Below are 14,928 nucleotides of genomic sequence, written 5' to 3'. Positions count from 1 at the left end.
GCTTTCCGCCGCTAAGTTCCTGCGATCTGGGGCAGCCTGAGCTCCACCCGCAGGCCGCCCAGGGCGGAGCGCCCGAAGCCCACCCGCGCCGCGTGGCGCTCGGCGATGCTTTCGACGATGGCCAGGCCCAGGCCGGTGCCGTCCTCGTCCACCCCGGGCACGCGGAAGAAGCGCTCGCCCAGCTGGTCGAGGAAGGCCTCCTCCACGCCGGGGCCATCGTCGTCGACGGCCAGGACGGCGTCGTCGCCCTCGCAGCTGACCGAGACGGTGACGGTGTGGCCGCGGCCGGCGTAGTGGAAGGCGTTGTCCACGAGGTTGTCGATCACCTCCTGCACCTGCAGCGCGTCACCGCGGACCAGGCATGGCGTCTCGCCACCTTCGTAGCCCAGGTCCACGCCCAGGGCCAGGGCCTGGTGCACGCGCATGCTGACGGCCTCGGGCACCACCTGAGACAGGTCGATCACCGCCATGCCGTCGTGGTCGGGCAGGTCCGGCGACTGCGTGCGGGTGAGGGCGAGCAGCTGCGCCGAGGTGCGCGCGGCGCGCATCGCCAGGCGCTGGATGTGTGCCACGGCGTCCGCCTGCTGGGCGGGGTCCGCCGTGTTGCCCACGCGCTCCACATGCAGCTGGATGCCGGCCAGCGGCGTGCGCAGCTGGTGCGCCGCGTCGGCGATGAAACGTTCCTGCAGGCCAAGCATGTTGCGCATGCGGGCGAACAGGTCGTCGATGGTGCGGGTGAGCGGCAGGATCTCGACCGGCACGTCTTCCTCGCCGATCGGGCCCAGGTCGTGCCCACGGCGGCCCAGACGGGCGGTCAGCGGCTCGAGCACGCCAAGCCCATGGCTGACCCCGAACCACACCAGCGACAACACCGCGATGATCAGGAGGGCCTGCATGGGCAGCGTCAGCAGGAGGATCTCGCGGGCGCGCTGGTGGCGATCGCGCAGGCTCTCGGCCACCTTGATCGTGAGGGTGTCGCCGTCGTCGTGGCGGTTGGCCACGCGCATCACGGCACCGCGCAGGGGCTTGTGGCCGAGCTCCGTGTCGTACAGCCGCGGCGCCGCGTCGACGTCGACCGGGCGGCTGTCGGGCAGGGCCAGTTCCGCGTTACCGATGAGGCGGCCGTGGCGGTCGCTGATCACTTCGTAATAGTTGCGGCCGTCCGGGTCGTACTCGAGCAGGAAGCGGGCCTGCGCGGTGAGTTCGCCGCGCAGGGCGTCGCTGCCGATCATCTCGGCCAGGGTCAGCGCCGTGTCGGAGAGGTCGGCATCGTGGACGCGGTTGGAATACGCCAGCGCGACGAAGTAGCCAACCACGGCGTCGACCACGAGCACGCCGAGCACGGGCACGAGCAGGAAGGTGAGGAGCCGCCGGCGCAGGCTGGGTCGCGCCGGCCGGCGCGCCGCATGGCGGCGTTCAGGCATCGGCCGTTTCTTCGAGCAGGTAACCCAGGCCGCGGATCGTGCGCACGTTGGTGCCCGAGCCCTGGAGCTTCTTGCGCAGGCGGTGCAGGGCGATGTCCAGGCCGTTGTCGGTCAGGTCCTCGTCCCAGTTGCACAGCGCTTCGACGAGCTGCGCGCGGCTGGTGACCTTGTCCGCGCGCGTGGCCAGCGCCTCGATCAGGCCAAACTCGCGGGCGGTCAGGTCCAGCGGCGATTCGCCGATCCATGCCCGATGGCCGGGGATGTCCAGGCGCAGGCGGCCGATGCGGAATTCCGGGGCGCCATGGCTGGCGCGCCGGCGGAGCAGGGCGCGCACGCGCGCTTCGAACTCGGCCAGGGCGAAGGGTTTCAGCAGGTAATCGTCGGCGCCCAGGTCGAGCACGCGCACGCGTTCTTTCAGGCCTTCGCGCGCGGTCACCACCAGCACGGGAAGGTTGGCACCGCGCTTGCGTGCGCGGCTCAGGACCTCGCTGCCGTCGATCTGGGGCAAGCCCAGGTCGAGCACCAGCAGGTCGTAGTCGTGGTCGCGCAGGGCGTTATCGGCACTGGCGCCATCGGTCACGTGATCAACGGCGTGCCCGCCCTGCTGGAGGGCGGAGCGAACCGCGGCGGCGATGGAAGCGTCGTCTTCGGCTAGGAGTATGCGCATGGGGGGCAAGCATACGCTCGGTCGTGGGGTGGTCGCATGCTGTCGCGGCAGGCTTTCGGATCCCTTTCTTCCAATTGCGAACGATTCGCATTGAGGTTAAGATCGCCGGGCTACCGGAATAAAACAGGGCCAGGACAACGCATGCGCGATACCGTCGACCGGACACGCCGTGCGTTCTGGCTGAAACACCTGCACCGCTGGCACTGGATCAGTTCGGCGGTGTCGCTGGTGGTGCTGGCGATGTTTTCCATCACCGGCTTCACCCTGAACCACGCCGCGCAGATCGAGGCGACGCCGCGCGTTGCCCGGCACGCCGCCACGCTGCCTGCCGCCCTGCTCAGGCAGCTGGCCGATCCGGGGCGCAAAGCGGCGCCCGTCGATCCCGCCGTCGCCCGTTTCGTGCACGAGAAAACCGGCGCGGAGATCAGCGGCCGCGACGGTGACTGGAGTGATGACGAAGTGCTCGTCTCACTGCCCCGGCCCGGCGGCGACGCGTGGGTGAGCATCGACCGCGAGACGGGCGAGGTGCAGTACGAGACCACCGATCGCGGCTGGCTCGCCTGGTTCAACGACCTGCATAAAGGCCGCAACACCGGCGCCGCCTGGCGCTGGTTCATCGACCTGTTCGCCCTGGCCTGCGTGGTGTTCGCGGCCACGGGCTTGCTCCTTCTCAAGATGCATGCCGGCCAGCGCGGCATGACCTGGCCACTGGTCGCGCTGGGTTTCGTGCTGCCGCTGGTACTTGCCCTGCTTTTCATCCACTGACCCAAAGGACTGCCATGCGCCGGACCCTGCCGCTCGCGCTCTGCTTCCTCGCTGCTCCCGTCGCGGCCGCGGACATGAACCTCACCGTGGAAATTCCCACGTTGAAGGTGGCCGAATACCACCGCCCGTACGTGGCCGTCTGGATCGAGCGCGAAGACCACAGCGTCGCCGCCAACCTCGCCGTCTGGTACGACGTGAAAAAGGCCAGCGGCGAAGGCACCAAGTGGCTGAAGGACATGCGCCAGTGGTGGCGCCGCAGCGGACGTGACCAGACCATGCCTATCGACGGCGTCTCCGGCGCGACGCGCCCGGCCGGCCAGCACCAGCTGCGCTTCACCGATGGCAAGGCGCCGCTGGGCACGCTGGCCCCGGGGCATTACGAACTGATCGTCGAGGCCGCCCGTGAAGTCGGTGGCCACGAGACCCAGCGCATCGCGTTCGACTGGCCCGTGAAGGCACCCGCGCACCTCGCGGCCCAGGGCACCGACGAACTCGGCCAGATCACCCTTGACCTCAATCCCTGAAGGGAGTCTTCCATGAAGCACCTGTTTGTTCGCGCTGCCCTCGTCGCCGCGCTGGTTCTCCCGTTCGGCGCCCAGGCGCACAAGATGTGGATCGTTCCGTCGTCCACCGTGGTCTCCAGTGACGATGCCTGGGTGACCGTCGACGCTGCCGTCTCCAACGACCTCTACTACCCCGACCACTTCCCGGCGCAGCTCGACCAGCTCGCCATCACCGCACCCGATGGGACGCAGGTGAAGCCGGAGAACCCGTGGACGGGCAAGTACCGCAGCGCCTTCGACCTGCCGGTGCCGCAGAAGGGCACCTACCGCATCGCGCTGGTGAACCAGGGCCTGTTTGCGAACTACGAGCTGGACGGCCAGAAGAAGCGCTGGCGTGGCAAGGCCGATGAACTGAAGACGGCCATTCCCGCCAACGCGAAGAACGTGCAGGTAAGCGAGATGGCCTCGCGCGTGGAAACCTTCGTGACCCAGGGCAAGCCGGGCGGTAACGCGCTGAAGCCGACGGGCAAGGGCCTGGAGCTCGCCGCGGTCACCCAGCCGAACGATCTGGTCACCGGCGAAAAGGCGACGTTCCAGCTGCTGCTCGACGGCAAGCCGGCGGCCAACCTGAAGGTCACCGCCATCCAGGGGGCGACGCGCTACCGCAACGCGCAGGATGAGCAGGATACGCAGACCGACAAGGACGGCCGCTTCAGCTTCACCTTCAACAACCCGGGCATGTACTGGGTGAATGCCTCCACCGAAGACGACAAGACCTCGGTGAAGGAAGCGAAGCAGCGCCGCCTGGCTTACACCGCCACGCTGGAAGTGCTGCCGCAGTGACGGCACGGCACCTGCTCGCGCTGTGCCTGTGCGTCGTCGCCACGTCGGTCGCCGCGACCGACGTGCGCCGGTTCGAAGGCGAGACGATGGGCACGACGTGGTCGGTGAACGCGGTGCTTCCGCCGAAGGCCGACGATGCCGCCGTGGAGCGGGGCATCCAGGCACAGGTGGATACCGTGGTCGCGCAGATGAGCACGTATGAAACGAACTCGGACCTGAGCCGTTTCAACCGCGCGGCCGCAGGCACGTGGCAGGTCTTGCCTGCCGAATTCTACGGCGTGCTCCGCTATGCGCTGTCGCTGGCAAAGGATTCCGGCGGCGCGTACGACCCCACCGTCGGCCCGCTGGTGAACCTGTGGGGCTTCGGGCCGGACAAGCGTCCGCACGATGCACCCGACGCGGCCGCTCTCGCCGCCGCGAAGGCCCGTGTCGGCTGGCAGCGGATCCAGCTGGACGATGCAGGGCACCGCGCCCTGCAGCCGGGCGGTGTGTACGTGGACCTGTCGTCGGTGGCCAAGGGCTTCGGCGTCGACCAGGTGGCCCGCTTCCTCGATCGCCAGGGCGTGCACGACTACCTCGTGGAAGTGGGCGGTGAATTGCGCGCCCACGGCAGCAAGCCGGATGGCACGCCCTGGCATGTCGGTATCGAGCGCCCGGGCGCGGCCTCGGGTGCCGTCGACAACGTCGACGAGGTTGGCCGGATCGTCTCGCTTCACGACAAGGCGATCGCCACCTCCGGCGACTACCGCCACTTCTTCGAAACGGGTGGCCGCTTCTATTCACACCACATCGACCCGCGCACCGGTTACCCGGTGGCGCACAAGGTCGCGTCGGTGAGCATCCTCGCCGACGATTGCATGCATGCGGATTCGCTCGGCACGACGATGACGGTGCTTGGTCCCGACGAGGGCATGGCCTACGCGAAGCAGCACGACGTGGCCGTGCTGTTCGTCCTGTACAAGGACGATGGGACCTTCGAGGAACGCATGTCGCCGGCGTTTGCGAAGGCCGTGCGTTGAAAGCGATGGCGGGCCAGCTCGGGATCGGTGCACTGCTCGTGCTTGCCGCCGTCCTGTTCGCCCGTTGGCAGGATTTCTCGGGCACCCACCTGGGTTCGCCCACCCACGCAGCGATGGCTGGCGCTGCCCTTGCCGCGTGGACCGGCTGGGTGGTGGTGGCAGCATGGCCACGCCGGCCAGCAGTGCCACCGCGCGATGCGGGCGCCATCCTCGTGGTGCACGCGTCGCAGACGGGCTTTGCTATCGAGCTCGCCGAACGCACGGCGGCACTCCTTCGCGACGGCGGTGCGGAGGTCGACCTCCGCCAGGTCAGCACGCTCACCGCCGGCGATCTCGTTTCCGCGCGGCGTGCGCTGTTCATCGCCAGCACGACCGGCGAGGGCGATGCACCCGATATCGCTACCGGCTTCCAGCGCGAGGTGATGCGCGCCGGCGCCGACCTGCACGCCTTGCGCTACGCCGTGCTGGCGCTGGGAGATCGCGACTACGACGACTTCTGCGCCTTCGGCCGTGACCTGGACCGCTGGCTGCGCACGCACGGCGCCATACCCTGGTTCGACCGCGTGGACGTGGACAACGGCGACGAGGGCGCGCTGCGTCACTGGCAGCACCAGGTGGCCCAGGCGATCGGCGCGGCGGACCAGGCGGACTGGTCGAGGCCGGCATACCAGCCCTGGCGGCTGCACGAACGGGCCTTGCTCAACGAAGGGAGCGTGGGCGGCCCGTGCTTCCACGTCGCACTGGTACCGGAGGACGACGCGCACCTGGCCTGGCATGCCGGCGACGTCGTCGAGATCGGCCCCCGTCGCGCGCGCGGGCACGACGAGCGCCTCCCGCATCGCGAATACTCGATTGCCTCCGTGCCCGCGGACGGGGCGCTCCACCTGGTCGTCCGCCAGCAGCGCCATGCCGATGGGACGCTGGGTAGCGGCTCGGGCTGGCTCACGGCGCTGGCGCAGCCGGGCGATACGATCGACCTGCGCGTGCGCCGCAACCCGGGCTTCCACGCACCGGCCGATGACCGTCCCGTGTTGCTGGTGGGCAATGGCACCGGTATCGCCGGGCTGCGCGCGCTGTTGAAGACGCGCCTGGCGCGCGGGCATCACCGCAACTGGCTGCTGTTCGGCGAGCGCCACGCCCAGGCCGATCGCCTGCACGTGGATGAGCTGGAGCACTGGCACGGGGCCGGGATGCTCGAGCGGCTCGACCTGGTCTGGTCACGGGAGTCGCCCGGGCCGCGTTACGTGCAGGATCGCCTGCGGACGGCGTCCGAGACCGTGCGGCGTTTCGTGGCGGAAGGCGCAAGCATCTACGTCTGCGGCAGCCTCGCCGGCATGGCGCCGGGCGTTGACACGGCGCTGCGCGAGATCCTCGGCGACAGCGCGATAGAGCAACTCGCCGCGGCGGGCCGGTACCGCCGCGACGTGTACTAGCGCGGCTGGCGCGGGCGGCGGAGGCGCCGCATCAACAGCCACGTGGCCGCGACGGGGCCGGATAGCGCGTAGGCCACCAGGTACGCATACACGGACCACGGCGACAGCCAGATCGAGCCCACGACGAAGATCGCGCCGATCACCACCGTGGTCGCGTTCAGGCGCAGCTTCAGCGATTTGCTGCTCAGGTAGCGGAACGGGCTGATCATGGATGCGGCCAGCACGAACAGCATGACGTTGATCACCATCTGCATGGTCGCCGGGGGCCAGTCCACCCCGCTGTAGCGGCCGATGACGATCAGCAGCACCACGAGCGACGCCGCCGACGGCGTATTCAGGCCCAGGAAGATCGATTTGTCCTTCTGCACGTTGAACAGCGCCAGGCGTACCACGGCGCAGGCGCAGAAGGCGATCTGCGCGGGCAGGAAGGCGCTGGCGCCGATCGAACGCAGGTAAGTGTCAGCGACCACCACCGGGACGACGCCGAAGGCGATGGCGTCCGAAAGGCTGTCCAGCTGCGTGCCGAGATCGCTGGACTTGCCGGTCTTGCGAGCAACAAAGCCGTCCGCGCCGTCACACACCAGGCAGGCGATGAACAGCGTGCCCAGGTACGCGAGTTCGGCGGAGAGCGCGCGGCTGATGATCAGGATCGCGCAGGTGAGCGACGACAGGGTGATGACGTTCGCTGCCGTCAGCAGGTTTTCGTAGGGCGCGCGGAGCTTCATGCCGCGACCACGCGCAAGCGCACCTTGCCCTCATGCAGGCCATCGAAACGCAACGCGGTGAGGTCACTGATGCGTTCCACGCCGTCGGGTACCTCGTGCGAATGCGCATCGGCGATGGCGATGACCCGTGCCCCGGCGGCGCGTCCGGCGTCGATGCCGGCCTTCGCGTCTTCGAACACCAGGCAGTCGGACGCCGGTGCGCCGAGGCGGCGCGCGCCCAGCAGGTAGCCTTCGGGATGGGGCTTGCCGTCCGTGACGATCTCGCCGGTAACCATGAGTGGCGGGGGCACGATGCCGGCCGCGCCGAGGCGTGCTTTCGCCAGTACCGTGTCGGCCGACGTGACGATGGTCCAGCGGTCGGGCGGCAGCGTGGCCAGCAGTTCAAGCGCGCCCGGGATCGGCACGATGCCGTCGACGTCTTCGACTTCTTCGCGGTAGAGGCGCTGGTAGACGGCGTCGACATCCATGCCCTTGGGCGTGAACATCTTCACCGAGTCGTACATGCGCACGCCGTGCAGGCGGGGCAGGACATAGTCCCAGTCGAGGCCGACTTCGTCGCACCAGCGTTTCCAGATCTTCTCGACGACGACGCGCGAATCGATCAGCGTGCCGTCCATGTCGAAGAGCAGGGCCTGGGCGTCGATGGCCAGGCCGGGTTCGAGCTGCATGTTGCCTCCGGGGAATTCGCAAGGGGCACCGCGTGGCGCGGTAAGCCCCTCACGATACCGGAGCGCGACGCCTGCGTCAGTCGACGCGGGCTAGCGCATGGTTGCGGCGTGCCTCGGCGATCACCGCTTCCACCTTCTCGTTGGCACGGCGCGCGGCTTCCGCCTGCTGCTGGCCCCACTCCGCCTGGTGGCGGCCCTGCTCGGCGCGCACCTGGCCAATCGCCGCCATCTGCCGGCCGATCTCGGCCTGCTCGCGGCTGATGGCGGCTTGCCCCGCCGAGTAGGCGGCGCGGTCCGTGGCACGCTGCGGATCCGAAGCTTGCGCGGCGAGTGCGACCTGGCGTTCGGCGAGCTTGTGCATCTGGTCGTTCAGCGCGCTCTGCTGGCGGTCCAGGTCTTCTTCACGCTTGCGGTCCATGCCGCGCGGCTCGGCCGGCACCGCCTTGAACGCTTCCTTGTAGATGGCGTGGATGCGATTGACGTAGGCGGGGTCACGCAGCTCCCAGCGGCCGTCTTCATTGGCGATGGTGATGTAGCCGGTCTTGTCTTCGATGTTCTGGAAACGCGACGGGCCGTGGTCGTCGATGGTCGTGTACGTCGTGCGGCTGTGGCTGAGCGACGGGGCGGGCGGCGCAGGCGGCACGGCGGGCGGGGCCGGTGCGACGAGTGCGGCGGGCGCTGCCGGCGCCGCCGGCGTGGCAGGCGTTGCCGGGGTGGGCGGCGTGGGCGGTGTCGGCGGTGTTGCAGGGGGCGACGGCATCGACTGCTTGTCGACGATCATGGCGACGGCAGGTGCGGCGGCGGGAGCCGGTCGTGCGGCGGGTGCCGGCGCGGGCGTGTCGGCGGGCGCCGCCGAAGGCAGCGGTGCCGTGTTCATCTGCTGGTCGGCAGCGACCACGCGCCAGTGCAGCGCGGCGGCGAGGGCAAGTGAAGCGACGAGGAGCGTGGTGATGACGCGCGGACGCGCGTCCTGCGACTGGCCAAGCATGTCGAGTCTCCGTTTCAGGATGCGGAAGGTGGGTGATGCGCCGGGCAGGGCGTGGTGCGGATGCGGGGCCACGCCGAGACGCAGCAGCAGCCGTCCGTACGTGCCCGGTGCCAGGCGGCCGCGATCGACGGCCAGGGCATCGCAGGCGGCCTCGCGGCACAGCGCGTATTCACGCACCGCGACGTGGGCCACGGGATGGAAGAAAAACAGGGTGCGGGCGAGGGCCGGGACACCGCCGAGCAGAAGGTCGCCACGACGCACGTGGGCAAGTTCGTGCATCAGCGCCATCTCCCGCTCCTCGTCACCGAAGGTGTCGTCGAGCGGCAGCAGGATGGTCGGGCGCAACAGGCCGACGACCTGCGGTGAATCCACTTCGGCCGAGACGGCCAGGCGCGGCGAACGGCGCAGGCCGAGTGCATGGGCACGCCGGGCGCACAGCGTTTCAAGGCGCACGTCGTCATGCGGAAGCGCGCGCGACACGACGCCGGCCAGGCGGCGCCAGCGGACGAGGCCGATGGCCACCTGCACGCTGACGAGGACGGCCCAGGCGGCGAGCAGGAGGCCGGTCCATGACCATGACCACGCGACGGTCGCCGCACTCGCCGGCACGTCGACAAAGGTGACGGCTGCCGACGGGGCGGCGGTCGCCGCCACGGCCGGGGCAGGCGCGGGCAGCAACGGCAGGTCGATGCTGCCGGGGATGCACAGGCCCAGCACCATCTGCGCGCCGACCAGCCACCACATCCACGAGCGCGTCGCTGCGCTCAGCGACGGCATCAGGCGGCACAGTGCCCAGATAAAGGCGGCGAAGAGCACGGTTTGCAGGGAGGCCGCGGCCAGCCGGGAGAGCAGTGTTTCGATGACGGTATCCATGCTCAACGTCCCTTCCGTTTGGATTGCAGCTGGCCGACGAGGACCTCGAGTTCGGCCAGTTCGGTATCGCTCACCTGGCCGCGTTCAGCCATCCAGGCGACAAACGGCGAGACCGATCCCTGCAGCGTGCGTTCGACAAAGCGGGAGACGGCGCCGCTCATGACGTCACCGGATTCACTGGTGACGCTGTAGCGGAACGCGCCGTCGGCTTTCCGACGCGTGAGGTAACCCTTGGCGCGGAGGCGTTCCATCATGGTCAGCACCGTGGAGCGGGCCAGGCCGCGCGCTTCGCCATATGCGGCACACACCTCGGCGACCGAGCTCTTCGGCGCTTCCTCGATGTGTTGCAGCAAGGCGAGTTCCTGGTCGCCGATGGATTTCTTTGCCATGCCACGCTCCTGACTACAGATGTAGGCAAGACTGCGCCTGACGACAACTGTAGTCAAGTGCCTCGCGGCATAAAAAAAGCCCCCGCACGGGGCGGGGGCTTTTGGGTACCTCGTCGATCCGCAGCGGCTTACGCCACCGCGAAAGATCAGGCGGCCGCGTCCTTGAGCTTCTTGAGCGGACGAACCTTGACCTTGACCGAGGCGGGCTTGGCAGCGAACCAGCGCTCTTCACCCGTGAACGGATCCTTGCCCTTGCGCTTCGGCTTGGCGGCCACGGCAACGGAGGTGATCTTCAGCAGGCCCGGCAGCGTGAACGTGCCAGCGCCCTTCTTGTGGACCGAAGCGCTGATCGCGCCTTCGAGCGAGGCCAGGACGGCCTTCACGCTCTTCGAGTCCACGCCGCTCTGCTCGACGATGTGCGAGACGAGCGACGACTTCGACAGCGGATCCTTGATCGGCTTGAGCGCGGCAGGCGCCTTCGCAGCCTTGGCAGCAGCCTTGGCGGGAGCCTTGGCAGGAGCCTTCTTCGCCGCCGTTTTGGTGGTCTTGGCCATGATATTCCTTGTCACATTGATCGAATGAGGCGGCCCTGGAGAGCCGGTGCCCAGCGGGCGACTCACTCTAGCGTTGCTTTGGTCCGCTGAAAATAGGGTCCGCGAAGATTTTTTGCATCCGGGGCACCTTTTTTTCAGTGTCCGCGTGATGCGCTGCGGAAAAACAGCTCATCCAAGGCGCCCTCACGTGAACTCTGGCAGGATGTGCGCATGTCCCCACTCATCGACAGCCACGGCCGTACCAAGCGCAAGTTGCGGATCTCGCTGACGGATCGCTGTAACTTTCGCTGTACGTATTGCATGCCGGAACACCCGGACTGGCTGCCCCGCGCGAGCCTGCTCGACGGGGGCGAAATCGTGCGGCTGGCCGGCCTGTTCGTGGACCAGGGCATCGACCAGATCCGCCTGACCGGCGGCGAACCCTTGCTGCGCCGCGACCTCGTGGCCTGCGTCAGGGCGATCAACGGGCTGCGCGAGCGCGGCCTGCGCCGGCTGTCCATGACGACCAACGCGTCGCGGATCGCGCCGCTGGCGGCGACGCTGGTGGACGCCGGCATCGACGACTTCAACGTCAGCCTGGACGCTGTCGACCCGGCCGTCTTCCAGAAGATGACCAAGCGCGAGGTAGCCCCGGTACTGGATGGCATCCACGCCCTGATGGACGCTGGCGCGTCCGTAAAGCTCAATGCCGTCGTGGTGCGCGGCGACAACGAGGGCGAGGTGGTGCCGCTACTGGATTGGGCCATGGCGCGCGGCCTGCCACTGCGCTTCATCGAATACATGCCGCTGGATGCGCCCGGCCACTGGCGCCGCGATGCCGTGGTCAGCGAAGCGGAGATGCTGGCGGCCATCGGCGAGAGGCATGCGCTGGAAACGCTGCCGCGTGGCAGCGACCCGGCGTCACCGTATCGGGTGGACGGCCATTACCCGCTGGGCATCATTTCCACGGTGTCACATCCCTTCTGCGCCAGCTGCGACCGCCTGCGCCTGACCGCGACGGGCGAGCTGTTCACCTGCCTGTTCTCGCCCGTGGGCACGCCCCTGGGCACGCGGCTTCGCGAAGGCGTTGACGATGAGACGCTCACGGCCACGGTGCGCCGCGCGGTGTGGCTGAAGGACGCCGGCTACGCGTCACGTCCCGGCCCGGTGGAGCGGACGATTACCATGCACGCGATGGGCGGCTGAACCGCCCGAGAGAGCCCATGATCCCGATCGTTTTTGAACTCTATGCCAACCTGGCGCGGCTGGCCGGCACGGCGGAATACCGACTTGAGGTGGCCGACGGCGCGCGCACCGTGGGCGATGCCGTGGCACTGCTGGGGCAGGCGCGACCGGAACTGGCGTCGTCGCTCGACCGCTGCGCCTGCGTGTCCGGCGACAGCATCGTGCGCCGGGCGGACGCGCTGCCGGCCGATGGGCGCATCGCCCTGCTGCCGCCCGTGGCGGGGGGCTGAACATGGACCATCCCGTGCTCTCCCATGAGCCGGTGGCCGTCGAGCCGCTGCTGGAGCTGCAGTCGCATCCGGAATGCGGCGGCCTCGCGCTCTTCGTCGGTACCGTGCGCGACCATCACGAAGGCCAGTCGGTGAAGCACCTCGCGTACACGGCGCACGAGCCGATGGCGGCGAAAGTCATTCGCGCGGTGGAAGCCGACACGCGCGAGCGCTTCGGCGTGCCCTATGTACGCATCGTGCATCGCCTGGGCGACCTGGCGATCGGCGATATCGCCATCGTCTGCGTGGTGCGCGCGCCCCACCGCGCCGAGGCCTTCGAGGCGTGCCGTTACGCGGTGGACGCCGTGAAGCACGGCGCGCCGATCTGGAAGGAAGAGTTCTATACGGACGGCAGCAGTGCCTTCGTCGAAGGCTGTTGCATCCGCGACGACCTGGACGAGTCTGCATCGCCGCGGCCGCACCGCCACCACTCGCACACGAGCCACGGATGAAAGACGTCAGCCAGAAGCCGGATTCCAAACGCGTCGCCCGCGCCACCGCCACCCTGCACGCCCCCGCGCACTGCATCGCGCTGCTGCGCAGTGGTGAAACGGAGAAGGGTGACGCCCTGAAGACGGCGCGCGTCGCCGGCATCCTGGCGGCCAAGCGCACCGATGAACTGATTCCGCTGTGCCACCCGCTGCCGATCCACCGCGCGGATGTCACCTACGAACTGGGCGAGACGTCGGTGCGCGTCATCGCCGAGGTCGAGACCATCGGCCCCACCGGCGTGGAAATGGAGGCGCTGACGGCGGCCAGCCTGGCGGCCCTCACGCTCTACGACATGCTCAAGCCCTACGCCGAGCCGGACGAGCTGCACATCGACGACTGCCGACTGGAGCGCAAGCTGGGGGGCAAGTCGCATTACCGCCGCACGTTGGCACGGCCGCGCAGCGCGGCGGTCCTGGTGTTGTCCGACACCGTCGCCAGCGGTGCCAAGCCCGACACCGCGGGCGTCCTGGTCCGCGACGCGCTCGAGGCTGCCGGTTTTGCGCCGGTGGAATACACCATCCTGCCGGATGATGCGCCCGTGCTCGGCGGCGTGCTGCGCGCGCTGCGCGAGCGCAAGGTGGAGCTGGTGATCACCGTCGGTGGCACCGGCCTTGGCCCCCGCGATATCACGGTGGATACGGTGCGCCCCATGCTCGACGTGGAAATCCCCGGGATCATGGAAACCGCGCGTGCCTTTGGCCAGCAGCGGATGCCCTTTGCGATGCTCTCACGGGGCGTGGCGGGCTACGCAGGCGATACGCTCATGCTCACCTTCCCGGGCAGCCGCGGCGGCGCTGGTGACTCCCTGGCGGCCACGCTGCCGGGTCTGATCCACCTCATCGAGACAGGCCGCACCGGTGGGCGTCATCCGGGCGGTTACGGGGAGGCGGGCTGACATGGCCTTGCTGCCGCTCGCGGAGGCGTTCGCGCGTTACAAAACCTCGCTGGAGCCGCTGGGCACGCAGCGGGTGCCGCTCGAACTGGCGCTCGGCGCGGTATTGGCCGAGGCCCCGCGCGCCCGGATCGCGCTGCCGCGTTTCACCCAGAGCGCACTGGACGGGTACGCCGTGCGTAGCTGCGACGGGCAGGCGCCGCGCCGCGTGGTGGGCCTGTCGGCGGCGGGCGAGCCGTCGACGGCATCGATCGGCGCGGGCCAGGCCATCCGTATTTTTACCGGCGGCTTGCTGCCCGATGGCGCGGACAGCGTGGCCCGGCAGGAGATCGTCGACCGGATCGACGACGAGATCACGCTGAATGACGTCGTGGCGGCAGGCGAAGGCGTGCGCTACGAAGGGGAAGAGCTCAGCGAAGGCACGGCGATCGCCGAGGTGGGCCAGCGGATCAGCGCCGGCATGCTCGCGGCGATGGCGATGGCCGGCGTGGATAGCGTGGTGGTGCGCCGCCGCCCGCGCGTGGCCGTGCTGGTCACGGGCGACGAAGTGGTCCGGGTGGGCGACCCGTTGCCCCCGGCCAAGGTCTACGACGCCAATGGCCCCCTGCTGCGTGCCTGGTTCGTGGAAAACGGCTATGGCGAGCCGATGGTGGCTTACGTGCGGGACGATGAAGCCGCCCTGGAGGAGGCCATGAGCGCGGCGCTGGACAGTGCCGACCTGGTGGTGACCAGCGGTGGCGTGTCAGTGGGTGATCGCGATTTCGTGCCCGTGGTGGCCGACCGGCTGGGCGTGCACAAGGTCTTCTGGAAAGTGGCGCAGAAGCCCGGCAAGCCGCTGTGGTTTGGCGTGCGCGAAGGCAAGGCCTTGCTCGGGATGCCCGGTAACCCGGCCGCGGTGCTGGTGTGCCTGGCGGTACACGCACGGGCGGTGCTTGGCCATCTGGAAGGCGAGACGTCCGTTCAGCCGGCGTGGCGGCAGGGCGTTCTGGAGGGGGCGGTGGAGGCCGACGGCGAGCGCGACCGGCTGGTGCGGATGCGCCTGGACATGGGCGATGCGATGGCGCGGCTGTCGCTACTCCCGAGGCAGGAATCGCACATGCTCAGCAACCTGGCGTCAGCGCATGCTCTGGTCTGGCTGCCCTCGCGCGACCGCGCGTTCGATGCTGGCGAGAAAGTCGCCTGGATCGCCATCTGAACGAA

17 protein-coding genes are annotated in these 14,928 nt (G+C 69.0%); 10 read left to right on the top strand and 7 right to left on the bottom strand.

Annotated features, from left to right (window positions below; genetic code table 11):
* Positions 1 to 11: 11 nt before the first annotated feature.
* Positions 12 to 1,424, bottom strand: a complete 1,413-nt coding sequence (locus FIV34_RS16120; protein ID WP_139984547.1) for a sensor histidine kinase — start codon at positions 1,422 to 1,424, stop codon at positions 12 to 14.
* Entirely contained in the window at positions 1,417 to 2,091 is a 675-nt protein-coding gene (locus FIV34_RS16115; protein WP_139984546.1) for a response regulator, read from the bottom strand. Before FIV34_RS16115 ends, FIV34_RS16120 begins: the two co-directional genes overlap by 8 nt.
* Before the next feature lie 141 nt (positions 2,092 to 2,232).
* Between FIV34_RS16115 and FIV34_RS16110 the strand changes: the two genes are divergently transcribed.
* The 5 genes from FIV34_RS16110 to FIV34_RS16090 all read left to right on the top strand — a co-directional run bounded on the left by FIV34_RS16110 (position 2,233) and on the right by FIV34_RS16090 (position 6,654).
* The gene (locus FIV34_RS16110; RefSeq protein ID WP_139984545.1) at positions 2,233 to 2,856 is read left to right on the top strand and encodes a PepSY-associated TM helix domain-containing protein; all 624 of its coding nucleotides are present in this window, start codon (positions 2,233 to 2,235) and stop codon (positions 2,854 to 2,856) included.
* 14 nt (positions 2,857 to 2,870) lie between these two features.
* On the top strand, positions 2,871 to 3,380 hold the full coding sequence (locus tag FIV34_RS16105; protein WP_139984543.1) for a DUF2271 domain-containing protein: 510 nt from the start codon (positions 2,871 to 2,873) through the stop codon (positions 3,378 to 3,380).
* A gap of 12 nt (positions 3,381 to 3,392) precedes the next feature.
* Positions 3,393 to 4,202, top strand: a complete 810-nt coding sequence (locus FIV34_RS16100; protein WP_139984540.1) for a DUF4198 domain-containing protein — start codon at positions 3,393 to 3,395, stop codon at positions 4,200 to 4,202.
* Between the two features lie 86 nt (positions 4,203 to 4,288).
* Entirely contained in the window at positions 4,289 to 5,221 is a 933-nt protein-coding gene (locus FIV34_RS16095; RefSeq protein WP_139986016.1) for an FAD:protein FMN transferase, read from the top strand.
* Positions 5,222 to 5,226: 5 nt separating this feature from the next.
* Positions 5,227 to 6,654: a sulfite reductase subunit alpha gene (locus FIV34_RS16090; protein WP_139986014.1), complete on the top strand. Its 1,428-nt coding sequence runs from the start codon at positions 5,227 to 5,229 to the stop codon at positions 6,652 to 6,654.
* On the opposite strand, the gene FIV34_RS16085 is transcribed toward FIV34_RS16090, so the two are convergent.
* The 5 genes from FIV34_RS16085 to FIV34_RS16065 form a co-directional block, all read right to left on the bottom strand.
* Entirely contained in the window at positions 6,651 to 7,379 is a 729-nt protein-coding gene (locus tag FIV34_RS16085) for a CDP-alcohol phosphatidyltransferase family protein (protein ID WP_139984538.1), read from the bottom strand. The genes FIV34_RS16090 and FIV34_RS16085 overlap by 4 nt on opposite strands.
* Positions 7,376 to 8,047, bottom strand: a complete 672-nt coding sequence (locus tag FIV34_RS16080; RefSeq protein WP_139984535.1) for an HAD-IA family hydrolase — start codon at positions 8,045 to 8,047, stop codon at positions 7,376 to 7,378. Before FIV34_RS16080 ends, FIV34_RS16085 begins: the two co-directional genes overlap by 4 nt.
* 76 nt (positions 8,048 to 8,123) lie before the next feature.
* Complete coding sequence (locus FIV34_RS16075; protein ID WP_139984533.1) at positions 8,124 to 9,908, bottom strand: M56 family metallopeptidase; 1,785 nt, start codon at positions 9,906 to 9,908, stop codon at positions 8,124 to 8,126.
* Between the two features lie 2 nt (positions 9,909 to 9,910).
* On the bottom strand, positions 9,911 to 10,297 hold the full coding sequence (locus FIV34_RS16070) for a BlaI/MecI/CopY family transcriptional regulator (protein ID WP_139984531.1): 387 nt from the start codon (positions 10,295 to 10,297) through the stop codon (positions 9,911 to 9,913).
* A gap of 146 nt (positions 10,298 to 10,443) precedes the next feature.
* On the bottom strand, positions 10,444 to 10,851 hold the full coding sequence (locus FIV34_RS16065) for an HU family DNA-binding protein (RefSeq protein WP_139984528.1): 408 nt from the start codon (positions 10,849 to 10,851) through the stop codon (positions 10,444 to 10,446).
* 210 nt (positions 10,852 to 11,061) lie between these two features.
* Between FIV34_RS16065 and moaA the strand changes: the two genes are divergently transcribed.
* Genes moaA through FIV34_RS16040 form a run of 5 tightly spaced genes read left to right on the top strand, consistent with a single transcriptional unit; the run spans position 11,062 to position 14,923 of the window.
* On the top strand, positions 11,062 to 12,036 hold the full coding sequence (gene moaA / locus FIV34_RS16060; protein WP_139984526.1) for a GTP 3',8-cyclase MoaA: 975 nt from the start codon (positions 11,062 to 11,064) through the stop codon (positions 12,034 to 12,036).
* 17 nt (positions 12,037 to 12,053) lie between these two features.
* Positions 12,054 to 12,305, top strand: coding sequence for a MoaD/ThiS family protein (locus FIV34_RS16055; RefSeq protein WP_139984524.1), 252 nt, complete (start codon positions 12,054 to 12,056; stop codon positions 12,303 to 12,305).
* Between the two features lie 2 nt (positions 12,306 to 12,307).
* A complete protein-coding gene (locus FIV34_RS16050; protein ID WP_139984522.1) occupies positions 12,308 to 12,796 on the top strand; it encodes a molybdenum cofactor biosynthesis protein MoaE in 489 nt (162 codons plus the stop codon).
* Positions 12,793 to 13,731, top strand: coding sequence for a bifunctional molybdenum cofactor biosynthesis protein MoaC/MoaB (gene moaCB, locus FIV34_RS16045; RefSeq protein ID WP_139984520.1), 939 nt, complete (start codon positions 12,793 to 12,795; stop codon positions 13,729 to 13,731). Before FIV34_RS16050 ends, moaCB begins: the two co-directional genes overlap by 4 nt.
* A gap of 1 nt (position 13,732) precedes the next feature.
* Entirely contained in the window at positions 13,733 to 14,923 is a 1,191-nt protein-coding gene (locus FIV34_RS16040) for a molybdopterin molybdotransferase MoeA (protein WP_139984517.1), read from the top strand.
* Positions 14,924 to 14,928: the final 5 nt, after the last annotated feature.

The sequence above is a fragment of the Luteibacter pinisoli genome, assembly GCF_006385595.1.
GTDB classification, from domain to species: domain Bacteria; phylum Pseudomonadota; class Gammaproteobacteria; order Xanthomonadales; family Rhodanobacteraceae; genus Luteibacter; species Luteibacter pinisoli.
Note: the sequence above shows the minus strand (reverse complement) of the source record. Positions and strands in the feature narration are given on the sequence as shown.